Here is a 26,821-nt window from a genome sequence, read left to right on the forward strand (position 1 = left end):
CAAGGAGTCCTGAGCATGCCTGAAACTCGTGCCACCGAGCGGTCGACCAAACTGCGCGACGGTCGTACCGCGGCTATCTTGCGGCCCGCCGACATCACGCCCCGGCAGCGCGGGGGTGGCGCGCGCACCATCCCGATGGTGTCCCAACAGGTCGGCGCCAAGGACTTCCTCAACGGCGTCACCATGTTCGGCCCCGCAGCGGCCATTCCCGAGCACTTCCACAACTGTGACGAGTCGGTCTTGGTCCTGCAGGGCTCTGCCGTCGCCCATATCGACGGTCAGACGTATCCCGTTGGCGCCGGCGACACTTCGTTCATCCCCGCCGGCATCCCGCACTTCTTCCAGAATGCCTCCGAGACGGCAGAACTGCACATCTTCTGGACCTACGCCTCAGTCGACGCCGACCGCACGATCGTCGCGACCGGCGTCACTACGCGCATCGACGAAGAGCACGGCACCAATATCACGTGAGTTGACCGGCAATGATCCCGCCGGCATAGTGGGAACGCTTGGCGCACCGTGGCGGACCGCGACCGGCGGACAACAACAACGATTCATGATCTGGGATTCCGCGGGCCGCATCCTCTACGCGGCGAATCAGAAGACCACACCATCGTCCCGCTCGCCCAAGACCGGTCAACCGGGGCCCTCACACCCGTCGGCGCCCCCGTGCCCACCGGTACGCCGTCGGCACTCGCATTCGTCGAAAGCTGACCCCCATCACGCCAACGGCGGTGACACCATCGAGGTGTCACCGCTGTCGACGAGCAGGCGGCTGACCGCTACTCCTTTACCGAGACGACCGGACAGGGCGCATCGACGAGGATGTCGCGAGTGTGACTCCCCATGAACAACTTCAGTGTCGGCGAGCGCTTCTGCATGCCGATCACAACGAGGTCGGCATTTACGTCCTCGGCCAACTCGATGACGCCGTGCGCGGGATCGGCTGATCTGGAATGGATTTCGTGACTTACTGCGGTACCACGCAGCTGTGCAGTGATCTCATCGACCAGTGTTGGTGACACGTAGCGCGGCCCGCCTGGAATATCGGTGGACGGACCCAATACGACATGGAGAGTGAGCTCGCCGGAACCACCGCCCGTCATGCGCAGTGCCGTGCTGGCATTCAATGCCCATTGCAGAGCGGCGCGGCTCTCCGGCCGTTCGTTGACCAATACGACGATATTTCTCATCCGTGGCTCCTAGAACGGGTAGGCGGCGGTTAGGAGACCGACGGTGAGCATGACCAGACCGACGACGCTCGCCCGCCAGATGGCCTTGCGCATGTGGTCGCCGAGTTCGACCTTGGCCAGACCGACGAGCAACAGGAACGAGGCGACCAGCGGGCTGGAGGTGTGCAGCGGCTGGCCGGTGATCGCCGCTCGAGCCATCTCGTCGGCCGTGATGCCGTAGTGCGATGCGGCTTCGGTGAGCACCGGGAGCACGCCGAAGAAGAAGGCATCGTTGCTCATGAAGAAGGTCAACGGCAGGCTGAGCACACCGGCGATGAGCGCCAAATGAGGTCCGAAACTGGTCGGGATGGTGTCGACCAGCCAGCCGGCCATGGCCTCGACCATGCCGGTGCCGTTGAGCACGCCAGTCAGCACGGACGCGGCGAAGACGAGGGCGACCACCGACACCACGCTTGCGGCATGTGCCTTGAGTTGGTCGGCCTGTTCGGCCACGCGCGGGAAGTTCAGCACCAGGGCCAGTCCGACACCGATCATCAGGATCACCGGGGGCTCGACAAGGCCCCAGACCAGCATCACCATGACGGCGGCAGTAAGGGCGAAGTTGACCCACACCAGTTTCGGTCGTGCCTTGGGGCGGTGTAGATGGCCGGCCGCGTCGGCCGGCAGCGCGGCGAAATCGGAAGGGGTCCAATGCGGTTCGTTGCTGCCGTGGCGTGGTTCCCCCAGCGCGGCCGGTGGAACCACGGAATGCGAACCACCGGCAACCGCCGCGAGTTCTTCCGACTTGACCGTAACCGACTCCAGCTCAACGTCTTCAGCCTTCTCGTCGACCAGCGACAGGTGCCCAATACGCTTGCGTTCTCGCCGTCCGAGGAAGTACGAAAGCAGTAGCACGACGACGATGCCGGCGAGAATCGACGGGATCATGGGGACGAAGATGTCGATCGGCGAGACGTTGAGCGCTGCGGCCGCCCGCGCGGTGGACCCACCCCACGGCACCGTGTTGAGCACGCCGTTGGCAGTCGCGGCCACGACCGTCAGTACCACCGGACTCATCCGCAATTTTAGATAGATCGGCAAGAACGCCGAGGTGACGATGATGAACGTCGTCGAGCCGTCACCGTCGAGGGAGACGATCGAGGTCAACAGCGCGGTGCCGACGACCAGGCGCATCGGGTCGTTCTTGACGAACCGCAAGATCAGTCGGATCAGCGGATCGAATAGTCCGACGTCGATCATGATTCCGAAGAACGTAATCGCGAAGAACAGCAACGCCGCGGTCGGCGCCAGCTTGAGCAGCGCCTCCATGATCATCTCCGACAGGCCCAGTCCTGCGCCGGCGAAGAGCCCAAAGATGGTCGGCACCAAGATCAGTGCCGCCACCGGGGTTATGCGCTTCGTCATGATCAGGTACATGAAGGCCGTGATCATGGAAAAGCCAAGTATGACGAGCATCGCTTCCCCTTCGGTATGTGGTGTGCATCATGGCATACCATAAGGCATACACTGTCGTACGCCAATAGGCGTGTTATGCTGCATACGTGGTTCGCGACAGCAAGGGCGATCAGGTCTACACCGCGCTGCGAGACGAGATCCTCAACGGAGCGCTGCGCCCGGGCGAATCGCTAAGTGTCCTGGGCGTCGCCGAGCGTTTCAGCGCATCGCGCACACCCATCCGCGACGCCTTCATGCGCTTGGAATCCGACGGACTGGTGTCGCTGATCGACCGCCAAGGCGCCCGCGTGTCACCAATCTCCATCCGCGGAGTTCGCGATCTGTTCGAACTCCGAGCCCTTCTGGAAGGCACCGCAACTCGGCAAGTCGCCGAGGCCGCCGCACACGACGACAAGATTCGCGGGGTATTCGCCGACCTCGTCGAGCAGTTCACAACAGTGGCTGCCGAGCCGCCGTCCCCCCGCCGGCGCGACCAGTTCTACGAACTCGCCGAAGCCTACGATCAGGAGATCATCGCGCACACCCGCAATGATCAACTGGCCCGGACGATCGCCGACCTCCGCCCGCACAGCGCGCGGTTGCGGATCATCGCCCATTCGCCGCCCGACCGTCTCGACGTTTCGCTCCAAGAGCATCTCGCGATGTGCAACGCAATTGTCGAGCAGGACGCGGCGGCCGCGTCCGCCGCGTGCACCGAACATCTGGCGAACACACAGAAGACGATCCTCGAAGCCGTCATGAACGCGGACCACCAAGCAGGCCCGGTCAGCCTCGTCACGCCGTAGCCGGCCGAGGTCATTCAGCTGTCGCTGACCACTAATGCACGCTCACGGCGCCCGCCTTCGCCGGGTCTCGGATCTCGACTTGCCAAAGGCACTGCGCTGCAATCTATTTGATCGCTGTGGCGTTGGCTGATGATCCTACTCCCCCTGTGATGTTCAAGGGTTTCACGATGAGCAGGCATTTGTACGTTCGTTCACCGCTTGCATGGCACCACGTCCGGAATCGTTGTGCGGGCCATCGATTTACGACTTCATCGTCGGCCTGAGGTGGCGGACGACACCAGAGTCGTTCCGCTGTGCAGAACAGGCGACGGCCGAGTTCGCGCAAAGGTCGCGCCTCTGCTAGTTTCCATACCAGGCGTTACGATAACGTTCATTATGGAAAATGGACGGGAGTTCATGACGAACGAGTTGAAGGGCAAGGTCGCGCTGGTCACCGGAGGCTCCCGAGGTCTCGGAGCCGCGACGGCCCTGGCACTGGCCGAGAAGGACGCCGACGTGGCAATCAGTTACGTGGCGTCGGCGGAAAAGGCGGAGGCGGTGGTTCGCGAGCTCGAAACGACGGGTGTGTGCGCCATCGCGATCAAGAGCGACCAGGCCGACCCCTCGGTGGCCGCAGCCCTGGTCGACGCCGTGGTCGCCCACTTCGGTGCGCTCGACATCCTGGTGAACAACGCGGCCATCACCGTGCAGGGCCAGCTAGTGGACGATCCGGACATCGACACCGCGGCCCTGGATCGTCAGTGGCAGACGAACGTTCTCGGCGTCTTGGCCACGACGCGAGCCGCGGCGCGGAAACTCTCCGACGGCGGCCGCATCGTCTTCATCGGCTCCGCCATCGCCAGTCGCGTCGCCTTCCCCGGCGTCGCGGACTACGCGGGCACCAAGGCCGCCATCGCTGGATACGCCAAGGGCGTCGCGCGTGATCTGGGGCAGCGCAACATCACCGTCAACGTGGTGCAGCCCGGCATCATGCCGACCGACATGGCAGCCGACGCCGCCCACAACGTTCCCGACAACATGATGGAGCTCCACGCGATCAGTCGGATCGCCACGCTGGAAGAGGTCGCGGCGACCGTCTGCTTCCTCGCAAGCTCACACGCCGACTACATCAGCGGCAGCGTCCTCGACGTGGCAGGCGGATTCCACATCTAGGACACCTGACCCCAATCAACGCTCACACGAACACCATTCACGCGTACACACCGAAGGAGAATTCATGACCGAGAAGTTTGGCGCCAAGTCCACGGCCGACGAAGTGCTTGCAGGCGTCGACCTCACCGGGAAGCGATTCCTCGTCACCGGAGCATCGTCGGGCATCGGCCTCGAGACCGTCCGCTCACTGGTCGCCAAGGGCGCCCACGTCGTCGGCACCGCAAGGGATCTCGCGAAGGCGGAATCTGCCACCGCCCCAGTGCGGGAAGCCACAACCCATGGCGGCCATCTGGACCTGATCGAGCTTGACCTCGCTTCCTTGCACAGCGTGCGCGTATGCGCGGACAAGCTGCTGGCAGAGGGTCAACGGTTCGACGCCATCATCGCCAACGCCGGTGTCATGGCCACCCCGCCTGCATGGACCGTCGACGGCTTCGAGCTCCAATTCGGAACCAACCACCTGGGCCACTTCGCGTTGATCACGGCCATCGAGCAATTGCTCGTCGACGGCGGCCGCCTCGTCGTGCTGTCGTCGCAGGCTCATCGCGCCTCCGACGTCGACCTGGACGACCCGAACTTTCGGAATCAGGATTACGACCCGTTCGTCGCCTACGGTCGGTCGAAGACGGCAAACATCCTGTTCGCCACGGAATTCGACCGGCGGCACCGCGATCGCGGCATCCGGGCTGCGGCGGTCATGCCAGGCAACAGCCTCACCGACCTGCCAAGGCACTTCGCTCCCGAAGAGTTGCAGAGCCTCTTCGAGACGGTCGGCAAGGCTCGCGACGAGGCCGGCCTTCCGCCAGCGGAACTGAAGGAGATCCCGCAGGCCGCGGCCACCTCGGTGTGGGCTGCGGTCGTCGCCGACGCTGACGTGATCGGCGGGCACTACCTCGAAGATTGCGCGGTCGCGCCGGTGGAGGACACGCCCAACGCGTTCGCCGACGGCGTCCGGTCCTACGCGCTCGACCCAGACACGGCCAAGCAGCTCTGGGTCCGCAGCGAGGAATTGATCGACGCTGCAGCAGAACGACGAGCCGCCACGGGCCGAGATGAAGCAGCGTCGTAGTCATGTCCAACACCGACCTTCGCGACTTCTACAGGCTGTACATCGAGACGCTCAACGCTCACGAGTTCGACCTCATGGACGAGTTCATCGACGACCAGACCATGCACCACGGTGAGCCAGGTACCCGTGACGCCGTCGTCGCGGACCTCAAGGGGATCGTCGATGCGGTACCCGACTTTCGTTGGGAAGTGACGGAACTGCTCGTCAACGGCGACCGTCTGGCCGTGCGGCTGATCAACAGGGGTACCTCCGTGAAGGAGTGGCTCGGCGTCGCTCCCACCGGTGGCTCGTTCGAGATCGTCGAGTACGCCCTTTACCAGGTTCGCAACGGACGCTTCGTGCAGATGTCGAACTTTCACGACGTGGAGGGCTTGAAGCGTCAGCTGGTCGGACGGCAATCATGACGACCGGCAGTACCGGCTCGCGGTTGGTGGCGTGCGGTCCTACCCGCTCGACCCAGACACGGCCAATTGGCGCTGCTACCATTTAGTAATGGCCATTATGGAAAGTGGACAGGTCCGCTGATGGGGCGCCATCGTGAATTCGACGTAGACGAAGCACTCGACGCAGCGCTTCGCGTCTTCTGGTCGAAGGGCTACGAGGGCGCCTCATACGCGGACCTGACCAAGGCCGCCGGCGTCGAACGACCGGCGCTGTATTCCGCCTTCGGCAACAAGGAAGCGCTGTTCCGAAAAGCCTTGGATCGCTACTACGAGCACTACCTGCACTACCTGCCCGAGGCCATGCAGTTGCCGACGGCGCGAGAAGTGGCTGCGCACATCCTGTTCAACGCCGTGGAACTCAATACCCGCTACCCGGAGCACACGGGATGCCTCGGGATCAACGGCGTCCTCGCGGCTTCGGATGACGCAGAACCCGTGCGGCAGGCGATGATCGACGCGCGCGCCGTCGCCGAGGGGAAGCTACGCGACCGTTTCCAGCGCGCCAAAACCGACGGCGACCTTCCCGAGACGGCCGATCCGGAGGTTCTGGCCGCGTTCGTCATCGCCGTCACTCACGGCATGGCAGTCCAGGCCAAGGCTGGCTTCAGCCGCGACAAGTTGATGGCCATTGCGGAGCAGGCACTCTCGACGTGGCCTACCAGCCAGTGACAATCCGGCGACGTGTTCCTTGCCTCGGACGAGTCGGCATACATCACGGGCAGCGACTTCCAAGTCGACGGCGGAATCATGCTGTAACGCTTGCCAACCATCGACACAAACAGACACAAATAGGATACGAATCATGTTGCGAAACATCAGGATCGGCGTACAGCTGAATCCCGCGGGGATCACCGACTACCCGACGTGGCGCGCAGCGGTGCGGCACGCCGAGCAGCTGGGCACCGACGTGATCTTCGGGTACGACCACTTCCTCTCACCGAAGGCCGAGATCCCCGGTGCCGAACCGATCCCGGAGGGCACCCCCGAGCTGACGAACTTCGAGGGCTGGACGGCGCTGGCCGGGTGGGGCGAGATCACCACGCGGGCCGAGATCGGGTTGCTCGTCACCGGGATCGGCTTCCGCAATCCAGACCTGCTGGCCGACATGGCCCGCACCGTCGACCACATCAGCGGCGGCCGCCTCATCCTCGGCGTTGGTGCGGGATGGTTCGAAAGGGAGTACAAGACATACGGTTACGACTTCGGGACCGTCAAGTCGCGAATGGACTTGTTCGACGACGGTCTGCTGAGGATCAAGAATCGCTTACACCAGCTCACTCCCCCGCCGGTGCGCAAGATTCCCGTCCTCATCGGCGGTTCCGGTGCGAAGCGCACACTGCCCGCAGTCGCGCGCCACGCCGACATCTGGCACTCCAAGCTGCCGATCGACGCCTACCGCGACGCAACCGCCCGCGTCGGGGAGCTCGCCGAGGGATTTGGGCGGGCGAGCGGGGACATCGAGCGCTCAGTCAGCTGGGACGACGAGCGCAGCTCCGAACAGTACGCCGATGCCGGGGCGACGCTGTTCATCATCGAACTTTGGCCTGCCTCAGACGGATACGACTTCTCCACGCTCGAGGAGATGATCAAGTGGCGCGACGCACAGTCCGCCGTCGCATGACTTGAGCTTCGGAACCCAGCGGCAACTCACCACGAAAAAGCGGCGGCCTTTTTCTCATTTTCATGGCGAATCCTATGACCGTACCTGCCGCAGATCCTTCACACAGCGCTGACGGAGAGCAACACAGCGAGTGACACCGCCGCCGAACGAGCGGTTCTGCAACCGGTGGCTACATCCGGAAACGGCTGTGTGGGCACGGCTGATCCACAGCGGCGAACATCGGGCAGTTCTCCATCGGCATAGGCATATTCATGTTGCCGTTGCAGCACCACATCAGATGCGTGCCGTTGCCATCGGCGTAGACCACAGCCATCGGGTCTGCGCCTAGGGCATCGAAATAGACTTCGCCGCTTGCATTTTGCCCTTGCGCAAGCGTTGCGGCGGGAAGGCCTTGCGGAATGGCGATCTGCCACAACACGGGATAGTGCTGACCGTCGGCGGAAACGGCCTGCAGGTTGGGAATGATAGGTGTGACTGTGCCCGTGACGGCGCGTACTGTCGCCGAGGCTTCCCAGAGCACTCCGCGAGGGGTGTAGCCCGGAAGGACCGCCGTGGACTTCTGTAGGTCGGTGATGACCCATTCCTGCACCACCGCACCGCCTGCGTCGACGATTTGTTGAGCCGAGCCGAATTCGTGGTGGCGATGCTCAGTGGCGAAGGCTGGCGCGGCGAAGGCGGTTGCCGCGGCGATGAGTGAAGTGGTGATCGTCGTGGTGAGTGCGGTGCGTAGTCGCATGGTTATGTGCCCTTTCGGAATTAGGTAAGTAGTCACACGGCGAAGCCGGGCGGGGGCCGACGGGCGGGCAGCCGGCCCAGGAACCGTTGCGTCCTGGGTGGCCGCCCGACCGTCATTCGGGTCGATGTGCTCCGCCGCTGGTCAGGCGTGGCACTGGCATGACGACTTTTCATTCGAGATGGTTTCCGACTGGCCCGTGTCGCCTTCGGGCCGCCAATCGAAGGGAAAGTGCTTACTGGAGCCGCCGCGGTACTCGTGCGACCACTCAAAGCCGACAGCGTGATCACGCTCGACGACACCCCACGTGGCGACCTGCCCGGGCCCGACCTCCGCGCCTGGGGCGTTGACGGTGGTGACGCGCTGGTTGGGATCAGATGTGGGACCGGTCAGCGCCGCAACCCGCACGTCCACCTTGGCCGGGATTTCGGCGCGCCAGTAGGCCAGATCGTCCGCGGCCTCGAAGGTTATTGGCGCGTATTCGATGCCACGCAAATCCGCTATCAAGCTTGCGAATTCGGCCGGCCAGCCGCCTACCTTCCCGGTGAAGATGTGCTCCAACGCCTCACGCTGGGCGGGATCGGCCTTTGCGTCGATGTAGAACATCAGCTTCATCATGGCGTTGGTATCACCGACCCACATGTTGCCGGTGAACTCGCCGAGCGAGACGACGTTCAGTCCCGCCAGATCCACCTCGCCGAAGTGGCCCTCGCGGACATGCCAGACGAGGGTGAACAAGCAGTCGCCGTGGGTGGGCGCTTGAGCGAAGCTGCACGGGCAGGGCAGTTTGCAACTGCACACGTCGAACCAGTCACCGCGCAGATGCCAGTCGGTTGCCGCCGAGGTCCTAGTCATCACTTCATCCTCTCGTTTATACCCCTGGGGGGTATCCAGACATGGTGACGCTAGCGCACATGGCCGTGGTGCGCAAGTACCCCCTGGGGGTATATCGGTGTCGCGGGTAAACCGGATCGCCGTAGTCGCGGTGCAGTGCCGCGATCGCGACATGCACACCGATTAGCGCCAAGGTCGGCACGGGCGATATCGCCGGCACGGATCTGCCGATTCCGTTCGACCAGATCAGCGCGCAGGCCGGTCGACTCCCCGCCCATCGCGGTACGGGGTTGGCGCTCCCATAGACAAGTGACCCACGTCACGTTATAGTTATCGCATACTGTATGCAAAGGAGTGAACATGACGGACACCGGTGCCTCAGTCACAGTCGTCGAAGTCCGCGACCACCGCGGACGTTCCTACCGCGTCGGTGAGCAGCCACACGACCTCACCGGACACTCCAGGCGTTGGATGCTGTGGCTGTCGTGGGTCGCGATGGCAGGAATCGGCGTGCTGCAGTACGGCTACGGCGTCGCCGTCGCCGCCCTGGACATGACCAACGGGTCGACGGCCGCCGGCGCCCTCTGGGTGCTCGCCCTCTGGGTGGTCTTTCAGGCAGGCGCGGCCGCGCCCACTGCCGCACTGAGCCACCGCTTCGCGCTGTCCCCCGGACGTGCAGTCCTCATCGGTGCCGTCTTGTGCGCCGCCGGGCCACTCACCCTCGCCCACACCGACAGCCTCGTCCTCGCCGTGCTCGGATACTCCGTGCTGTCCGGCACCGGAGCGGGCATGGTCTACGCCACGTGCACGGCCACCGTCGCGAAGTGGTATCCGGAGGAACGCGCCGTCCGGGTGGGTTTCGTCACCGGGGCCTTCGGCTTCGGCGCCGTTCCGTTCATTGCGCTCTTCGCCGCCTTCCTCGTGCCGGGAAACCGCGCCGAGCTCTTCACCGGGATCGGCGTGTGCGTCCTGCTCATCGTCGCCGGTTGTGGCGCGCTCCTGCGGGACCCACCGGCCGGCTGGTGGCCACGCGACATCGATCCAAAACGGTGGGCCTTCGACAAGCGGTTGAACCGCAGCCTGCGCAACAACGTCCCCGCAGCGCGGCAGTACTCGCCCGGTCAAGCGGTCCGGACGCCCGCGTTCGTCGTCATGTACCTCATCCTCGTCATCGCCGCCGCGGCGTCGCTGCTGGCGATCGTGTACGTCCCGATCGTGGCCATCCAGCAAGGCTTTTCGCTGGGCATCGGCGCTGCCGCGGTTGGGCTGCTTGCCGTGGTCAACGGCGCGGGCCGCAGCGTGGCCGGTCGCCTCTCCGACCGGTTCGGCCGACGCCAAACGCTGAGCGTCGCGCTTCTGCTCGAAGGCTGCGCCCAGCTGGGCCTCGTCTATTCGGCCTCCAGCGGACTACCGGCGGCGTTCGTCGCATCCGCCGCGCTGAGCGGGATGGCCGGCGGCGCGTTCTACCCACTCTTCGCCAGCCTGGTTGCCGACTACTTCGGCGAGCCCAACGCCGTGCGCAACTTCGGCCTCGTCTACAGCGCCAAGCTGTTCGGCGGGTTCATCGGAGTCGGGATACCTGCCCTGCTGGTGTCCGCGCACGGACTCACGGCCGTGTTCGTCACCGCCGGCCTGCTCAGCCTGTGCGCCGCCGCCATGACGCGCCTGTTGCACCGCCCCGGGCTGCCGATCGTGTGCCTGCCGCGGTGACGAACACCGCACCGAATAGTCCTGTGCCGACCAACATTCAAGGAGACATGATGGCCACCACGAAGGAAGTCGCCGAGCTGCACCAACTGATCGGTGCCCTAGGTCGGTGCGTGAAGACGTTGGCGTCGACGCAGGGTGACACCCCAGCGATGCGTCGCGTCATCAATGACGTCGAACGAATCCTCAATGGCATCGACCGCCTGGACATCGACGCCGAGGAGCTGGAGCTGGCATGTGGGCTCGCCCTGGCCAAGGGGCGCGGCGCGATGATCCAGATACCCGACACCGATTACGACCACGGCTTCTGGCGGGACGTCGATCACGAGGGCGTCGGCGGTCAGCGGGCAAGCTGAAGCCGCGGCTCCAGATAGTCGTGGTGGCTACGGCAGCAGTTGCGCCGCAGCCACCACGACGGGATCGATATCACTGGATCCGGCGGCGACCAGGTCGACCAGCCGGCGCTTCATGCGCGGGTCCCAGAACCTCTTGACGTGATCGGCTACCGCCGTGACCACCTGGTCGGCCGGCAGATAGTTCAAGTTCAGGGCGATGTCGTTGACCATCCTGAGCTCCGCGGATTCATTGTGCGACACGTCAGTCCACCAATCCCGATTCCAAGATGCGATCTGCCGGGGCCTCGTCGTGCTGCCGGGACGTCGGATGGGTGAGGACTACCTGGACGGCCGTCACCTTGTACTCGGGGCAGTTCGTCGCCCAGTCCGAGTTCTCGGTGGTGAGCACGTTGGTGCCCGAGATCGGGTGATGGAACGTGGTGTACACCACGCCCGTCGGCATCCGGTCCGATAGCTGCGCGTGCAGCGTCGTTTCACCGACCCGGCTGGCCAGCGTGACCTGGTCGCCGTCGGTGATGCCCCGCACCTCGGCGTCATGCGGGTGGATCTCCAAGACGTCTTCCGGGTGCCAGGCGACGTTGGCCGTGCGGCGAGTCTGCGCACCGACGTTGTACTGGCTCAGGATTCGGCCCGTGGTGAGGATCAATGGGAAGCGTCGCGTGCTGCGCTCGTCCGTCGGCACGAACATCGTCGGCACGAATCTGCCCTTGCCGCGCGTGAAGGACTCGGTGTGCATGATCGGCGTGCCGTCCGGCGACTCCTCGTTGCACGGCCATTGGATGCTGCCCACCTCGTCCAACTTCTTGAACGACACGCCGGTGAACGTCGGTGTGAGCGAGGCGATCTCGTCCATGATCTGGCTCGGATGGTCGTAGCCCATGGGATAGCCCATCGCCGTGGCGATCTCGCAGACGATCTCCCATTCGTGCTTGGCACTCTTTGGCTTCATCACCGCACGGACCCGGTTGATCCGGCGTTCGGCGTTGGTGAAGGTGCCGTCCTTCTCCAGGAACGACGCGCCTGGCAGGAACACGTGCGCAAACTTCGCGGTCTCGTTGAGGAACAGGTCCTGCACCACCACCAGCTCCATCGAGCTCAGCGCCGCCGAGACGTGGTGGAAGTTGGGGTCGGACTGTGCGATGTCCTCACCGTGCACGAACAGTCCACGGAAGGTGCCCTCGATCGCGGCGTCGAACATGTTCGGGATCCGTAGGCCGGGGTCGGGCAGAAGAACCGTCCCCCAGAGGTTTTCAAAGGTCTGGCGCACCGCGTCGTCCGACACGTGCCGGTAACCGGGGAGCTCGTGCGGGAAGGACCCCATGTCGCAGGAGCCCTGGACGTTGTTCTGGCCGCGCAGCGGGTTCACGCCGACACCCTCGTGGCCGATGTTGCCGCACGCCATGGCCAGGTTGGCCATGCCCATCACCATGGTCGAGCCCTGGCTGTGTTCGGTGACCCCGAGGCCGTAGTAGATGGCCCCGTTGCCGCCCGTTGCGTACAACCGCGCAGCGGCGCGCACGTCCTCCGCCGGCACGCCCGTGATCGGCTCGACGGCCTCCGGGCTGTTCTCGGGGCGCGAGATGAAGTCCGCCCATTCGTCGAATCCCTCACACCTGGCGGCGACGAAGTCCTGGTCCGCCAGGCCCTCGGTAACCACCACGTGGGCCATCGCGTTGACGATCGCCACGTTGGTGCCCGGCTTCAACTGCAGGTGGTAGTCGGCTTCGATGTGGGGTGAGCGCACCAAGTCGATGCGACGCGGGTCGGCCACGATGAGCTTTGCGCCCTCGCGCAGCCGCTGCTTCATCCGCGACGCGAAGACCGGGTGGCCGTCGGTGGGGTTGGCCCCGATCACCATGATGACGTCGGCTTGCGCGACCGAACGGAAGTCCTGCGTTCCCGCCGATTCACCGAAGGTCTGCTTGAGCCCATATCCCGTGGGAGAGTGGCACACCCGCGCGCACGTGTCCACGTTGTTGTTGCCGAACGCGGCACGCACCATCTTCTGGACGACGTAGACCTCTTCGTTCGTACACCGCGACGAGGTGATCGCGCCGATCGCGCCCGACCCGTGCTGCTGCTTGATCTCCAGCATCCGGCGGGCGACGGTGCCGATCGCCTCGTCCCACTCGACCTCCCGCCACGGGTCGGTGATCTTGTCGCGGACCATCGGGCGCAGCGCCCGGTCCGGGTGGGTCGCGTAGCCGAAGGCGAAGCGGCCCTTCACACACGAATGACCTTCGTTGGCGCCGCCGTCCTTCAGCGGCACCATGCGCACCACCTCGTCGCCGCGCAACTCGGCCTTGAACGAGCAGCCCACGCCGCAGTACGCGCACGTGGTGATCACCGACCGGGTGGGCACCCCCAGCTCGACGACGGAACGCTCCTGCAGCGTCGACGTCGGGCACGCCTGCACACAGGCACCGCAGGAGACGCACTCCGAGTCCATGAACGACTCGCCCGCACCCGGCGACACCTTCGACGCGAAGCCACGGCCTTCGATGGTCAGCGCGAACGTGCCCTGAACCTCGCCGCATGCGCGCACGCAGCGTGAGCAGGCGATGCACTTGGATGGGTCGAAGTCGAAGTACGGGTTGCTGGTGTCCTTGACCGCGTCGAGGTGGTTGGCACCCTCGTAGCCGTACCTGACCTGACGCAGCCCGACGACGCCCGCCATGTCCTGCAGCTCGCAGTCGCCGTTGGCGGGACAGGTGAGGCAGTCCAGCGGATGGTCGGAGATGTAGAGCTCCATGACGCTCTCGCGCAGCTTGGCGACCTTCGGCGTCTGGGTTCGCACGACCATCCCGTCGGCCACCGGCGTCGTGCACGACGCGGGAGTGCCACGGCGGCCGTCGATCTCGACCAGGCACAGCCGGCAGGAGCCGAACGCCTCGAGCGTGTCGGTGGCGCAGAGCTTCGGGACGTCGACGCCGGCGAGTGCCGCGGCCCGCATCACGGACGTGCCATCCGGAACGGAAACGCGCATCCCGTCCACCTCGAGCGAGACCGTCGCCGGACCGTCCTTGGCGGGGGTGCCGTAGTCGGGTTCCTTGAGCAGGCTCATGGTCTACCTTCCGTCTTCACGCTGATGGGCAGCTGCATGCGTGGCGAAATCGGTTCCCTGGCGAGGAAGTCGTCGGGGAAGTGTGTGATAGCGCTGCGCACCGGCATCGGCGTGAGACCGCCCATGGCGCACAGTGATCCCTCGGTCATGACGTCGCAGAGATCCTCGAGGAGGGCCAGGTTCTCGTCGCGGTGCTCGCCCGCCGTGATGCGGTCGATCACCTCGACCCCGCGCGTCGAGCCGACCCGGCACGGCGTGCACTTGCCGCACGACTCCGCGGCGCAGAACTCCATCGCGAACCTCGCCTGAGCCGCCATGTCGACGGTGTCGTCGAACACGACGATGCCGCCGTGGCCGACCATCGCCCCGGCCGCCACGAAGGCCTCGTAGTCCATCGGCAGGCCGAACTGCGACGTGGGCAGGTACGCACCGAGGGGACCGCCGACCTGGGCCGCGCGCACGGGTCGGCCCGAAAGGGTGCCTCCGCCATAGTCGTTCACCAGCTCGTCCAGCGTCACCCCGAACGCCTTCTCCACGAGGCCGCCGCGTTTGATGTTGCCGCCGAGCTGGAACAGTTGGGTGCCGCGGGATCGCTCGACGCCGAACCGTTGATAGGCCTGCGCGCCGTTGGCGAGGACGATCGGCACGCTGGTCAGCGTCAGCACGTTGTTCACCACGGTCGGCTTGCCGAAGAGCCCCTCGATGGCGGGGATCGGCGGCTTGGCCCTGACCTCGCCGCGCTTGCCCTCCAGGCTTTCCAGCATGGAGGTTTCCTCGCCGCAGATGTAGGCCCCTCCGCCCACCCGCACGTGCAGCTCGAAGTTCAGCGGCGAACCGAGCACGCTGGGGCCGAGCCAGCCTTGGGCGCGGGCGATCTCGATGGCCGAGCGCATGGTGGCCACGGCATCCGGGTATTCCGACCGGATGTAGACGTAGCCCTCCGTGGCGCCGACGGCGTGCGCGGCGATCGTCATGCCCTCGATGAGCAGGAACGGGTCGCCTTCCATGACCATCCGGTCGGCGAACGTCCCGCTGTCGCCTTCATCGGCGTTGCAGCAGACGAACTTCAGCGCGTCGGTGCAGCCGAGCACCGTCTTCCACTTGATGCCTGCGGGGAAGCCGGCGCCGCCGCGGCCGCGCAGCCCGGAGTCGGTGACCTCGGTGACCACGTCCTCCGGTGACATGTCCAATGCCCGGCGTAACCCGGCCAGGCCACCGTGGTTCAGATAGTCGTCGGGCGAGAGGGGGTCGGTGACGCCCACCCGTGCGAACGTGACGCGATCCTGCGTCGCCATCCAGGGCAGCTCCTCGACCACGCCGACGCGCGACGGGTGATCTTCGCCGTCGAAGAGCCCTGCGGCGACCAGGGCTTCGACGTCCGCCGGAGCGACGGGCCCGTAGCCGACCCGGCCGCTCGGCGTCTCCACCTCGACCAGCGGTTCGAGCCAGAGCATGCCGCGTGTGCCGTTGCGGACCAACCTGATCTGCAGGCCGACGCGTTCCGCCGCGAGCAGCAGCTCGTCGGCCACCTCGTCGGCGCCGACGGACTTCGCCGCGGAATCCCGTGAGACGTAGACGGTGATGGGTGCGTTCATCGGGAGATCGCCTCATCCATGATCGCCGATAGCCGGTCTTCGTCAACCCGGCCGAGCAGCTTGTCGTCGACCTGAACGGCGGGGCCCAGCGCGCAGTTGCCGAGGCAGAAGACCTGTTCCACGGTCACCGAATCGTCGTAGCGGGTGTCCCCCATCGACAGGCCGTACCGGTCGCGCAGGTGCTCAACGAGCCGTCCCGCCCCGACCGCCTGGCATGCCTCCGCGCGACAGACCCGAACCGTCGTGCGGCCGGCGGGTTCCGAGCGGAAGTCGTGGTAGAAGGTCACCACGCCGTGGACGTCGGCGCGGGAGAGGTTGAGTTCGTCGGCCAGGACCGGAATCGCCTGGGGTGGAACCCAACCCAGCGCTCCCTGCACCGCGTGCAGGATCGGCAGCAGTGCGCCGCGGTGTGTTCGGTGTTCGGCTGCGATCTGTCGGACCACCGCCTCGATGGTCGCGCTCGTCTCCCCCGTCGCGGTGGGATTCATGGGGTTTCCTCCTGAGGTCAGCGGACGGGAGAATGGGGGCGAAACCGGCCCCAGGGAATGTCTCCTGGGGCCGGTTTCCACCGGTTTAGACGACGATCTTCTTCTGGTGGAACTCTTCGATCGTGTCCGCGTCGTAACCGAGTTGGGCAAGGACCTCGTCGGTGTGCTCACCGAGCAGCGGTGCGCCCTTGATCTCGGGCTTGAACGACGAGAACTTGATCGGGCTCCCGACCGTCAGGAAGGTGCCGCGGCCCTTCTGGTCCACCTCGACGATGCTTCCGGCGGCACGCAGCGTCTGGTCGTTGGCGAGGTCCTTCATGGACATCACCGGTGCACACGGCACCTCCCACTTGCGCAGGATGTCGACTGCCTCCCACTTGGTCTTGTCCGCCAGCCACTTCTCAATCTCGCCGAAGATCTCGAAGATCTTGTCCTGGCGGGCGCGGGCGGTGCTGTAGCCCTCGTCCTCGACCCATTCCGGGTGCCCGATGGCCTCTGCGGTGCGCTTCCAGTTCTGCTCCTGGATGGTGAAGTAGATGTAGGCGTTGGGGTCGGTCTCCCAGCCCTTGCACTTGACCACCCAGCCCGGCTGGCCACCGCCGCCGGCGTTGCCACCACGGGGCACGGCCTCGCCGAACTCGCCGTTCGGGTACTGCGGGTACTCCTCGAGGTAGCCGACCGCTTCGAGACGCTGCTGGTCGCGAAGCTTGACGCGGCACAGGTTGAGCACCGAATCCTGCATGGACGCCGAAACCTTCTGGCCCCTACCGGTTTTGTCACGCTGGATGATCGCGGTCAGGATGCCGATCAGCAGGTGCATGCCGGTGTTGCTGTCGCCGAGGGCGGCGCCGCTGACGGTCGGCGGGCCGTCCCAGAAGCCGGTGGTCGAAGCAGCACCGCCGGCACACTGGGCGACGTTCTCGTAGACCTTGAGGTCGGTGTACGACGAGTCATCGTTGAAGCCCTTGACCGAGCCGAAGATCAGGCGGGGGTTCCACTCCTGCAGCTTGTCCCAGGACAGGCCCATCCGGTCCATCGCACCGGGGGCGAAGTTCTCGACCAGCACGTCGGCGCCGCGAACCAGCTTCTCCATCACCCCGAGGCCCTCTGGTGACTTCGTGTCGATCGCCAGCGAACGCTTGTTGCTGTTCAGCATGGTGAAGTACAGCGCGTCCACATCGGGGATGTCGCGCAACTGGTTTCGTGTGACGTCACCGCCCTTCGGGCGCTCTACCTTGAGGACGTCGGCGCCGAACCAGGCCAGCATCTGGGTGCAGGCCGGGCCCGCCTGGACGCCGGTGAAGTCGATCACCTTGATCCCGGAGAGCGGCAGTTCAGTCATGACACGTTCCTTTCGTTGATGTTGCGTCGGTTGGTATTCGGTGGTTTGGGCCGTGGTCAGTGCTTCGCAGTGATGCCCTTGGGATTGAGGTGCGCGATGTTTCCGCTCTCGGTGCCGTCGGACGGATCGATGACGCAGTCGATGAGCGCGGGCCTGCCCGATGCCAGCGCCTCCCGAAGGGCGGCAGCGACCTCCTCGGGCGTGGTCGCCTGATATCCCTTGCCGCCGAAGGCCTTGATCATGTATTCGTGGCGGGCCCGCAGCGCAGTCGGCGCCGGGTCGCCCGTGGTGGACGGGTCGTCACCGCGGTACACCCCGCCGTTGTTGAGGATGACGGTGACGATCGGCAGGTCATAGCGGCAGACCGCCTCGAGTTCCATTCCGCTGAACCCGAAGGCGCTGTCGCCCTCGATCGCCACGACGGGTTTGCCCGTCTCGATGGCCGCGGCGATGGCGTAGCCCATGCCGATGCCCATCACGCCCCAGGTGCCGCTGTCCAGCCGGTGCCGCGGTACCTGCATGGGAATCGTGTTGCGCGCCAGGTCAAGCGCGTTCGCACCTTCGTTGACGACGTAGGCCTGAGGGTTGTCGGCCAGGACGTCGCGGATCGCCTGCAGCGCACCGAGGAACTTCATCGGATAAGCGGTCAGCGCTGCCTGGAGGCGGACCTCCATCTTGGCGACGTTCTGCGCCGACTTGGCCGCGAGCTCCTCGCGCCACTCGGTCTGGACCGTGATCTGACCAGGCTTGGCCCGCTCGAGGAGGGATTCCATCACCGAGCCGATGTCGCCGACCAGTGGGGCGGCGATGGGCTGGTTGCTGTCCATCTCGGCGGCCGCGATGTCGACCTGGATGAACTTCGCGTCCGGATTCCATTGCGGCGCATCGCCGTGGCCGAGCAGCCAGTTCAGGCGCGCACCGACGAGCATCACGACGTCGGCCTTCTTCAGCGCCAGCGACCTGGCGGTGGCCGCCGACTGCGGATGATCGTCGGGCAGCAGGCCCTTGGCCATCGACATCGGCACGTACGGTGCGCCGGTGGTCTCGACGAATTCGCGGATCTGCTCGTCGGACTGGGCGTAGGCGGCGCCCTTGCCGAGCACGATCAACGGTCGCTTGGCGTTGGCGAGCAAGTCGATGGCGGAGTCCACCGCTTCGATTTCCGGCAGTTGGCGCGGGGCGGGGTTGACCAGCCGCCACAGCGTCGACTGAGCCTCCTCGGCATCGAGGACCTCACCGAGCACGGCGGCAGGGATGTCGAGGTAGACGCCTCCTGGACGGCCGGACACCGCGGTGCGGATTGCCCGCGCGATGCCGCGGCCGATGTCCTCGGCCCGCGATACTCGGTAGGCGGCCTTGGCGAACATCTTGGCCGCAGGCAGCTGGTCCATCTCCTCGTAGTCGCCGCGTTGCAGGTCGACGAGGTGGCGTTCGCTGGATCCGGAGATCTGAACCATCGGGAAGCAGTTCGTAGTGGCGTTGGCAAGCGCGACAAGCCCGTTGAGGAAGCCGGGGGCGGACACCGTCAGGCAGATGCCGGGCTTCTGCGTGAGGAAGCCGGCCGCCGCAGCCGCGTGGCCGGCGTCGCTCTCGTGCCGGAAGCCGATGTAGCGGATGCCGGAAGCCTGTGCGAGCCGGGCCAGATCCGTGATCGGGATGCCGACCACCCCGTAGATGGTCTCTACGCCGTTGAGCTTCAGCGCGTCGACGACCAGGTGGATCCCATCGGTGAGCGCTGCCGGCTCGTCGGAACTCCCGGCCTCCGTGTCTCTCGTGGGAGCGACGGTCATGATGTGGGCCCTTCCTGGCTGTTGGCTACTTCCCTTACGTATTAAGACTTTTCACGTTGCGGATCGGCGCGTCCAAGACCTGTCGTCAACCGGTCGATAACTGTCGGTTATCAAGCCGTGCGGCGCCGTGCCGCGTCGTTGCTCGTGCATTTAGTGCCTGCTGAGATCGGAGACGAAGTCGCGCCGCTCGAGGTCGAACACGTCGTCGAGCTGCGCGCCCGCCGCGACGTTCAGAAGCGCCCGCGCGGCAACCGATCCGGAGCCGGCGTGGATGGCCATCGAGATCTGTGCCGTCGTCTCCGGCTCGACGAGGCGGACGGCTCTTGCGCCGCCCATCGCGGGGATCGCCCGCAGCCACGTGTGTGGCACCACGCTTGCCCATGCGCCGGTGGCGACGTGCGCATAGAGCGATGCGACCGAATCCGTCTCGACCTGGGGCATGGCCACCACACCGTTGGCCGCGAAGGCCTTGTCGATGAACTGACGAAACCGCATGTGCGGCATCAAGAGTGCGAGCGGGAGCTCGGCCGCTTCGGACCAGGTGATGGAGCGGGCCCCGGATACGAGGTGCTCACCGGAGACGAGCAACACGTACCTCTCCTTGTAGAGCGGCACCACTTCCAGGCCCACCTGATCTTCCGGGCCGAAGTGCGCGATGGCGGCGTCCAACTCGAAGTCACGCAGTTGGCGGAGCAACTCCGTCGAGGACAGCCGCGAGCAGATGGTCACCTTGGCCAGCGGGTGCAACCCGCAGAACGCGGCCACCGGAAGCGCCGTCGTCGTCGAGACCGTGGGCCCCGTGCCAAGCCGCAGCGTCCCGGAGATCCCGGCGCGCATGGCGGCCGCCTCGGCCTTGAGACCGTCGTGCTCGGCGAGGATCCGCTTGGCCCAGACGACGAGCCGTTCGCCCTCCACCGTCAGACCCTCGAAGTTCTGGCCGCGATAGATCAGGGTGACGTTGAGCTCGCGCTCCAACTTGGCGATGGCCGTGGACAGTGCGGGCTGTGAGACGTAGCAGGCCTCGGCGGCACGGGCGAAGTGCCGTTCCCTGGCCACTGCCACGAAGTACTCCAGCTGACGCAGCAGCACGGCATCCTCCTTGGCACACTCGGTTGTTGTATGCAGTATTCGTTATCCCGTATGCTACGGCCACCACCAGGTAAATGTCCACCCCAGGTGGGCAAGGAACGACGAAGGGATGGCGAGATGGCTGACAGCAGCGATACCGTGACCGAAATCGACGCGTGGCTTGCCCGAGCGGTCGTGGCGGAGTCGGCCGAGGCCATCGTGGTGGCCGATCCGGACGGCATCATCCGGCTGTGGAACGACGGCGCGGCCCGCATGTTCGGGTACTCGGCGGCCGAGGCCACCGGCAAGGACCTGGACCTCATCATCCCGGAGAAACTGCGGGCGCGGCACAACAAGGGCTACCGCGAAACGATGGCCACCGGCATCACCCGGTACGCCGACAGCCTGTTGAGCGTGCCCGCAACCCACAAGGACGGGCATCGGCTGTCGATCGAGTTCAGCGTGGCCCTGCTGCGCGACGACGCAGGCGAGATCGTCGGAATTTCCGCCATCATGCGCGAGGTCAGCGAACGGCGCGCCGCCGAAATGGCGCTGCGCACCAAGATTGCCGAACTGGAGAAGCGCGCAGGCAGCTCGGACTGACCGAACTGCCTGCGCGCCAGCCTCATTCGATGCGCAGCACCCGCACCGAGTCGGTGTAGCCGGCGACGCCACTTCGGCTGCCCGACACCACCACGACGACGTCGCCCGGATGGCACGCGCCCATCTCGACCAAGGCCCTGCTCACCTCGGTGGGCATGGTCTCGGCCGCGGTGGCGGGTGCCAGCACGGCGGACTCAATGCCCCAGGAGAACGCGAGGCGAGCCCGCACGGCTTCGTCATGCGCGAAGACCAGCAGGGGCAGCGGTGAGCGCTGCCGCGCCAGGCGCAGCGCAGTGTCACCGGTGCGGGTGAAGCAGCACAGTGCCGCCGCGCCGAGCCGTCGGCCGACTTCACAGGCAGCAGCGGCGATCGCGTCACCGAAGACCGCATCGGAAGCGTCGTCGGCGCAGTCGAGGTCCCCCAGCGTGGAGCCACCCTCGGCCGCCTCGACGATGCGTCCCATCGTGGCGACCGTATGTGCGGGATACGCACCGACACTCGTCTCCGCGGACAACATCACCGCGTCCGCCCCGTCGAAGACCGCGTTGGCCACGTCCGAGACCTCGGCCCTGGTGGGACGACGGTCGGAGATCATCGAGTCGAGCATCTGGGTCGCCACGATGACCGGCTTCGCGGCTTGCCGGCACAGCCGGATGGCCTGCTTCTGCACCATCGGGAGCTGCTCCAGCGGCATCTCCACGCCGAGGTCACCGCGGGCCACCATCAATCCGTCGAACGCCTCGACGATGCCCGCCAAATCGGCAACCGCCTCCGGCTTCTCGAGTTTGGCAATGACGGGCACCCGCCTGCCGACCTCATCCATGACGGCGTGGGCGAGCTTCACCTCCTCGGGCGCGCGAACGAAGGACATCGCGACCATGTCCGCACCGAGCTCGAGGGCGAACTTCAGATCCTCGATGTCCTTGTCGGACAACGGCGGAACGCTGACGGCGACCCCGGGCAGTGAGATGCCCTTGTGGTCGCTGACCGGGCCGCCGTCCACCACCTCGCAGGTGATGTCGTCGCCGTGGACGTCGAGCACCCGCAAGTCGACCTTGCCGTCGTCGATGAGCAGCCGATCGCCCGATCGCACGTCGGACGCCAGTCCCTCGTACGTCGTGGAGACCCGGTCGTGGTCGCCAGGACACGACGCCGTCGTGATCACGATCCGTTCCCCGGTGGCCCAGACCACTGGACCGTCCGCGAAGCATCCCAGCCGGATCTTCGGCCCCTGAAGATCCGCGAGTACGCCGACGACGCGACCGCGTTGTGCGGCGATGTCACGAACCATGCCGTAGAGAGCCGAATGCTCCGCACGGGTGCTGTGGCTGAAATTGAGCCGGGCGACATCCATTCCGGCGTCGATGAGTTCGGCCAGGCGCGGGGCGGTGCCGGTGGCGGGCCCCAACGTGCAGACGATCTTTGCGCGGCGGTTCACCATTCTTCTCTCCTCATTGCAGAGCGGGCTGAGTTGCCCTCTCCGGGTTGCTCTCAACCAGCGGCACTCCAGGCGCGCAGGTGCGCGCCAGGAGGTCGGTGGCGGCGTGGATGGTGCGCAGCGTGGGGGCGGCGGCACCGGTGAGGTCGGCCATCTCCACCACCGCGGTCACGATGGCGTCGAGTTCCAACTGCTTGCCGGCTTCCAGGTCCTGGAGCATCGACGTCTTGTGATGCCCGACGTTCTCGGCGCCACGCAGCCGCTTCTCGATGGAGATGTCCGGCGTGCAGCCCACCCTGGCCGCGATGTCGAGCGTCTCCTCCATCAGCTGCATCACCAGCTGCCGGGTGTGCGGGTTCTGACAGATCTCGACCATCGTCGCCCTGGTCAGCGCACTGAGCGGGTTGAACGCGACATTGCCCATGAGCTTGATCCAGATGTCCCTGCGTAGGTCGGCCTCGACGGGAGCCTTCAAGCCACCGGCAATCATGGCTTCGCTCAACGCCTTACAGCGTTCCGAGATCTCCCCCGACGGCTCACCGATGGAGAATCTGGTGCCCTCGAGGTGCCTGATCACGCCGGGCGCCTCGATGGTCGTCGCGGGATACACCACGCAGCCGATGGCCCGCTCAGGGGAGAACACGGCGCTCGTCGCGCCGCCGGGGTCGACGGCCTCGATCCGACGACCGCGGTAGGGCCCACGGAGTTCGTGGAAGTACCACCACGGAATGCCGTTCTGCGCGGCCAAGACTGCGGTGTGCTCACCCAGCAGTGGTTCCACGAGGGGGCGACTGGACGGGTAACTATGCGCCTTCAGCCCGAGGAAGACGTAGTCGACGGGCCCGATTTCGTTCGGGTCGTCCGTGGCATTCGGATACGCCACGAAGTCGCCCCGCTCGCTGAGCACGCGTACACCGTTCTCCCGCATGGCATGTAGGTGTGCATTGCGCGCGATGAGGTGGACATCAGCCCCTCCCCGCTGCATGGCGGCACCCCAATAGGCCCCAATTGCTCCGGCACCGACGACTGCGATTTTCACGGCGACTCCCTTCGTTGAATACTGTATGCAGGAATCCACGGCGATGTCTAGGGTTGCCGTTCGCGCCATCGTCGACCCGGGCCGCACGGCACTGTCGCCCCGCAAGCCAACGAACCCAAGTCATCCTAGCCTGTTGCATACAGTATGCAGATAACCTAGCCTGAGCATGCCCCCGGCTCAGCACGGCCGCCGGACGGCATGCGACCGCAACCGCCTGGGGTGTTCCCGGCCGGCCACCGCCAGGAGGAGAAGCATGAGTTTGATCGGAGTGCCCCGCGAAAGCGTTGTGGGAGAACGCCGTGTCGCGCTGGTTCCGAAGGTCGTCGAGCGGCTCCGTGCCGGGGGCCTCGAGGTGGTCGTCGAAACCGGCGCCGGCTCCGGTGCACTGATCGGCGACGAACACTATCGGGACGCCGGCGCCACCATCGGTGATCCCTGGTCGGCCGACGTCGTGGTCAAGGTGAACCCGCCGACGCCCGACGAAACCGACCTCCTGAAGCCCGGCTCCATCGTCATCGGATTCCTGGCACCACGCACCCAACCGGACGTCGCGGATCGGCTGCGCCTGGCGGGTGTCACTGCCTTCGCCATGGAGGCCGTGCCGCGAATCTCCCGGGCGCAGACCATGGATGCGCTCTCCTCCCAGGCCAATGTCGCAGGCTACAAGGCGGTGCTGCGTGCAGCCGAATGCTCGACGCGGTTCTTCCCGATGCTGACCACGGCCGCGGGAACGGTGAAACCGGCAACCGCCCTGGTGCTGGGCGTCGGCGTGGCCGGGCTTCAGGCGCTGGCGACGGCCAGGCGGCTCGGCGCGCGCACGACGGGCTTCGACGTACGACCCGAAGTGGCAGAGCAGGTGAAGTCGCTTGGCGCGCAATGGCTCGAGCTCGGCATCCAGGCAGCCGGGGACGGCGGCTACGCCCGCGCGTTGACCGACGACGAGCAGGCCGAACAGCAGCGGCAGTTGGCCGAGGCGATCTCCCGCTTCGACGTGGTGATCACCACCGCGCTGGTCCCCGGCCGGCCGGCACCGAAACTGGTGACCGCCGAGGCCGTGCGCACCATGAAACCGGGCAGCGTGGTCGTCGACCTCGCCGGTGAGGCGGGCGGAAACTGCGAGCTGACCGTGCCAGGGGAAACCGTTGTGCGACACGACGTCACGATCACCTCGCCGCTGAACCTCCCGGCGACCATGCCCGAGCACGCCAGCGAACTATATGCCCGCAACGTGGCTGCCCTGCTCGAACACATGCTGACCGACGGCCAGATCGCGCCCGACCTCTCGGACGAGATCCTCGCCGCGTGCTGCGTGACATCAACCAGTGACCAATTGACGGAGGCACGATGACACTCCTGGCCAATGTGGCGATCCTGGTGCTGGCCGGCTTCGTCGGCTTCACCGTGATCTCCAAGGTGCCCAACACCCTGCACACCCCACTCATGTCCGGCACCAACGCAATTCACGGCATCGTGCTGCTCGCCGGCTTGGTGCTGCTCGGCCGGTCCGCGGCGGATCCGTTCGACAGGGTGCTGCTCGTGATCGCCATCGCCTTCGGCGCGATCAACGTGGTTGGCGGGTTTCTGGTGACCGACCGGATGCTCGGCATGTTCAAGAAGAAGCCGAACGCGGCAGCAGAAAAGGTGGCGACAGCCCATGAGTGAAGTCATCGCGATCCTCTACATCGTCGCGTTCGCGATGTTCATCTACGGCCTCATGGGGCTGACCGGGCCGCGGACCGCCGCGCGCGGCAATCTCGTTGCGGCCGCGGGCATGGCGATCGCCATCGTGGCGACCCTCCTGACCCCAGGCACCAGCAACTGGCTGCTGATCGCGCTCGGCATGGCCCTCGGCACGCTCGTCGGCGTGCCCTCTGCGCGACGGGTGAAGATGACGGCGATGCCCCAGATGGTGGCATTGTTCAACGGCGTGGGCGGTGGCGCCGTCGCCCTGGTGGCCTGGGTGGAGTTCCGCGACAGTCACGGCTACGCGACCGTGGCCGGATACGTCAGCGTCACTTCGCTTTTCGCGGCCATCATCGGGTCGGTGTCGTTCTGGGGATCGCTGATCGCGTTCGGCAAACTACAGGAAGTGTTGCCGGGCAAGCCGATCACCCTGGGCCGGGCGCAGCAGCCACTCAACGCGCTGCTTCTGCTGCTCTCCGTCGGGTGTGCGGTGGCCATCGGCCTTGGCCAGCGATCCGAACTGCTGATCATCGGCGTCCTGGTCTCGGCGGCGGTGCTCGGCGTGATGGTCGTGCTGCCGATCGGCGGTGCGGACATGCCAGTGGTGATCTCACTGCTGAACGCGCTCACGGGACTCTCCGCCGCCGCAACGGGACTCGCGCTGGACAATACCGCGTTGATCGTCGCGGGCATGATCGTCGGCGCCTCCGGCACGATCCTGACCAACCTGATGGCCAAGGCGATGAACCGGTCGATCCCGGCGATCGTCGCCGGTGGGTTCGGCGGGACGAGCTCGGCCGCGGGCCCCGCCGGTGGTTCGGCGGATCAGACCGTCCGGCAGACCAGTGCGTCCGACGCGGCGCTGCAGATGGGCTATGCCAGCCAGGTCGTGATCGTCCCCGGCTACGGCATGGCCGTGTCGCAGGCGCAGCATGCCGTGCGCGAGATGGCCAGCCTGCTCGAGGGGCGCGGAGTCGAGGTCAGACATGCCATCCATCCCGTCGCGGGGCGGATGCCCGGGCACATGAACGTGCTGCTCGCGGAGGCCGACGTGCCCTACGACCAGCTCAAGGAGATGGACGAGATCAACGGCGAGTTCAGCCGCGTCGACGTGGCCCTGGTGATCGGCGCCAACGACGTGACGAACCCTGCGGCGCGGTCGAATCCGGCGTCCCCGATCTTCGGGATGCCGATCCTCAACGTCGATCAGGCGAAGTCGGTCATCGTGCTCAAGCGCTCGATGGGCGCCGGTTTCGCCGGCATCGACAACGAGCTCTACTTCGACACGAAGACGACGATGCTCTTCGGCGACGCGAAGGCCTCCGTCGCCGAGATCACTGCCGAATTGAAGGTGCTCTGAGCG

Annotated in this window: 26 protein-coding genes; 13 read left to right on the forward strand and 13 right to left on the reverse strand. The window is 65.9% G+C overall.

The annotated features are described in order from the left end of the window. Window positions 1–15 precede the first annotated feature (15 nt). Window positions 16–471 (forward strand): cupin domain-containing protein, encoded by a 456-nt coding sequence (locus N536_RS0107910; RefSeq protein WP_036435757.1) that lies wholly within the window; start codon window positions 16–18, stop codon window positions 469–471. A gap of 311 nt (window positions 472–782) precedes the next feature. Here the strand turns inward: N536_RS0107910 and N536_RS0107915 are convergent, their stop codons facing one another. Continuing rightward, complete coding sequence (locus tag N536_RS0107915; protein ID WP_029113123.1) at window positions 783–1,193, reverse strand: universal stress protein; 411 nt, start codon at window positions 1,191–1,193, stop codon at window positions 783–785. A 9-nt stretch (window positions 1,194–1,202) separates the two neighbouring features. Continuing rightward, entirely contained in the window at window positions 1,203–2,648 is a 1,446-nt protein-coding gene (locus N536_RS0107920; protein WP_029113124.1) for a CitMHS family transporter, read from the reverse strand. Between the two features lie 86 nt (window positions 2,649–2,734). On the opposite strand from N536_RS0107920, the gene N536_RS0107925 reads away from it, so the two are divergent. From N536_RS0107925 to N536_RS0107950, 6 genes are all read left to right on the forward strand, one after another. Continuing rightward, complete coding sequence (locus N536_RS0107925) at window positions 2,735–3,433, forward strand: GntR family transcriptional regulator (protein WP_029113125.1); 699 nt, start codon at window positions 2,735–2,737, stop codon at window positions 3,431–3,433. A 396-nt stretch (window positions 3,434–3,829) separates the two neighbouring features. Beyond that, on the forward strand, window positions 3,830–4,585 hold the full coding sequence (locus N536_RS0107930; protein WP_029113126.1) for an SDR family NAD(P)-dependent oxidoreductase: 756 nt from the start codon (window positions 3,830–3,832) through the stop codon (window positions 4,583–4,585). 64 nt (window positions 4,586–4,649) lie between these two features. Further along, a complete protein-coding gene (locus N536_RS37745) occupies window positions 4,650–5,654 on the forward strand; it encodes an SDR family NAD(P)-dependent oxidoreductase (protein WP_051574318.1) in 1,005 nt (334 codons plus the stop codon). A 2-nt stretch (window positions 5,655–5,656) separates the two neighbouring features. After that, window positions 5,657–6,058 carry an ester cyclase gene (locus tag N536_RS0107940; RefSeq protein ID WP_029113127.1) on the forward strand — a complete coding sequence of 134 codons (402 nt, stop codon included), beginning with the start codon at window positions 5,657–5,659 and terminating at the stop codon, window positions 6,056–6,058. Between the two features lie 120 nt (window positions 6,059–6,178). Next, a complete protein-coding gene (locus N536_RS0107945; protein WP_029113128.1) occupies window positions 6,179–6,766 on the forward strand; it encodes a TetR/AcrR family transcriptional regulator in 588 nt (195 codons plus the stop codon). 133 nt (window positions 6,767–6,899) lie between these two features. Beyond that, a complete protein-coding gene (locus N536_RS0107950; protein WP_029113129.1) occupies window positions 6,900–7,718 on the forward strand; it encodes an LLM class F420-dependent oxidoreductase in 819 nt (272 codons plus the stop codon). A gap of 169 nt (window positions 7,719–7,887) precedes the next feature. On the opposite strand, the gene N536_RS37750 is transcribed toward N536_RS0107950, so the two are convergent. Further along, window positions 7,888–8,454, reverse strand: coding sequence for an MPT63 family protein (locus N536_RS37750; RefSeq protein ID WP_081809096.1), 567 nt, complete (start codon window positions 8,452–8,454; stop codon window positions 7,888–7,890). A 141-nt stretch (window positions 8,455–8,595) separates the two neighbouring features. After that, entirely contained in the window at window positions 8,596–9,306 is a 711-nt protein-coding gene (locus tag N536_RS0107960; RefSeq protein WP_029113130.1) for a DUF1326 domain-containing protein, read from the reverse strand. A gap of 339 nt (window positions 9,307–9,645) precedes the next feature. On the opposite strand from N536_RS0107960, the gene N536_RS0107965 reads away from it, so the two are divergent. Next, window positions 9,646–10,995 (forward strand): OFA family MFS transporter, encoded by a 1,350-nt coding sequence (locus tag N536_RS0107965; RefSeq protein WP_029113131.1) that lies wholly within the window; start codon window positions 9,646–9,648, stop codon window positions 10,993–10,995. Between the two features lie 50 nt (window positions 10,996–11,045). Further along, window positions 11,046–11,348, forward strand: a complete 303-nt coding sequence (locus N536_RS0107970) for a hypothetical protein (protein ID WP_029113132.1) — start codon at window positions 11,046–11,048, stop codon at window positions 11,346–11,348. Window positions 11,349–11,375: 27 nt separating this feature from the next. On the opposite strand, the gene N536_RS0107975 is transcribed toward N536_RS0107970, so the two are convergent. From N536_RS0107975 to N536_RS0108005, 7 genes are all read right to left on the reverse strand, one after another. Further along, window positions 11,376–11,558 carry a formate dehydrogenase subunit delta gene (locus N536_RS0107975; RefSeq protein WP_051574354.1) on the reverse strand — a complete coding sequence of 61 codons (183 nt, stop codon included), beginning with the start codon at window positions 11,556–11,558 and terminating at the stop codon, window positions 11,376–11,378. 31 nt (window positions 11,559–11,589) lie between these two features. Further along, window positions 11,590–14,412 (reverse strand): formate dehydrogenase subunit alpha, encoded by a 2,823-nt coding sequence (gene fdhF / locus N536_RS0107980; protein ID WP_029113134.1) that lies wholly within the window; start codon window positions 14,410–14,412, stop codon window positions 11,590–11,592. Then, window positions 14,409–16,007, reverse strand: a complete 1,599-nt coding sequence (locus N536_RS0107985) for an NADH-quinone oxidoreductase subunit NuoF (RefSeq protein WP_029113135.1) — start codon at window positions 16,005–16,007, stop codon at window positions 14,409–14,411. Before N536_RS0107985 ends, fdhF begins: the two co-directional genes overlap by 4 nt. Then, window positions 16,004–16,495, reverse strand: coding sequence for a formate dehydrogenase subunit gamma (locus tag N536_RS0107990; RefSeq protein ID WP_029113136.1), 492 nt, complete (start codon window positions 16,493–16,495; stop codon window positions 16,004–16,006). The genes N536_RS0107985 and N536_RS0107990 overlap by 4 nt, the downstream gene beginning before the upstream one ends. Window positions 16,496–16,580: 85 nt before the next feature. Further along, window positions 16,581–17,837 carry a formyl-CoA transferase gene (gene frc / locus N536_RS0107995; protein WP_029113137.1) on the reverse strand — a complete coding sequence of 419 codons (1,257 nt, stop codon included), beginning with the start codon at window positions 17,835–17,837 and terminating at the stop codon, window positions 16,581–16,583. Between the two features lie 56 nt (window positions 17,838–17,893). Continuing rightward, window positions 17,894–19,627 (reverse strand): oxalyl-CoA decarboxylase, encoded by a 1,734-nt coding sequence (oxc, locus tag N536_RS0108000; protein WP_029113138.1) that lies wholly within the window; start codon window positions 19,625–19,627, stop codon window positions 17,894–17,896. Window positions 19,628–19,777: 150 nt separating this feature from the next. After that, entirely contained in the window at window positions 19,778–20,716 is a 939-nt protein-coding gene (locus N536_RS0108005; RefSeq protein ID WP_029113139.1) for a LysR family transcriptional regulator, read from the reverse strand. Between the two features lie 117 nt (window positions 20,717–20,833). Between N536_RS0108005 and N536_RS0108010 the strand changes: the two genes are divergently transcribed. Beyond that, window positions 20,834–21,298 carry a PAS domain S-box protein gene (locus N536_RS0108010; RefSeq protein ID WP_029113140.1) on the forward strand — a complete coding sequence of 155 codons (465 nt, stop codon included), beginning with the start codon at window positions 20,834–20,836 and terminating at the stop codon, window positions 21,296–21,298. A 22-nt stretch (window positions 21,299–21,320) separates the two neighbouring features. Here the strand turns inward: N536_RS0108010 and pyk are convergent, their stop codons facing one another. Next, a complete protein-coding gene (pyk, locus tag N536_RS0108015) occupies window positions 21,321–22,739 on the reverse strand; it encodes a pyruvate kinase (RefSeq protein WP_081809097.1) in 1,419 nt (472 codons plus the stop codon). Between the two features lie 10 nt (window positions 22,740–22,749). Continuing rightward, window positions 22,750–23,775: a 2-dehydropantoate 2-reductase gene (locus tag N536_RS0108020; RefSeq protein ID WP_029113142.1), complete on the reverse strand. Its 1,026-nt coding sequence runs from the start codon at window positions 23,773–23,775 to the stop codon at window positions 22,750–22,752. A gap of 253 nt (window positions 23,776–24,028) precedes the next feature. Between N536_RS0108020 and N536_RS0108025 the strand changes: the two genes are divergently transcribed. The 3 genes from N536_RS0108025 to N536_RS0108035 are packed head-to-tail and all read left to right on the forward strand — an operon-like array spanning window position 24,029 to window position 26,818. Beyond that, window positions 24,029–25,123 (forward strand): Re/Si-specific NAD(P)(+) transhydrogenase subunit alpha, encoded by a 1,095-nt coding sequence (locus N536_RS0108025; protein ID WP_029113143.1) that lies wholly within the window; start codon window positions 24,029–24,031, stop codon window positions 25,121–25,123. Beyond that, on the forward strand, window positions 25,120–25,437 hold the full coding sequence (locus N536_RS0108030; protein ID WP_029113144.1) for an NAD(P) transhydrogenase subunit alpha: 318 nt from the start codon (window positions 25,120–25,122) through the stop codon (window positions 25,435–25,437). The genes N536_RS0108025 and N536_RS0108030 overlap by 4 nt, the downstream gene beginning before the upstream one ends. Next, the gene (locus N536_RS0108035) at window positions 25,430–26,818 is read left to right on the forward strand and encodes an NAD(P)(+) transhydrogenase (Re/Si-specific) subunit beta (protein ID WP_029113145.1); all 1,389 of its coding nucleotides are present in this window, start codon (window positions 25,430–25,432) and stop codon (window positions 26,816–26,818) included. Before N536_RS0108030 ends, N536_RS0108035 begins: the two co-directional genes overlap by 8 nt. Window positions 26,819–26,821 lie beyond the last annotated feature (3 nt).

This window comes from Mycobacterium sp. URHB0044 (assembly GCF_000620625.1).
GTDB lineage: Bacteria > Actinomycetota > Actinomycetes > Mycobacteriales > Mycobacteriaceae > Mycobacterium.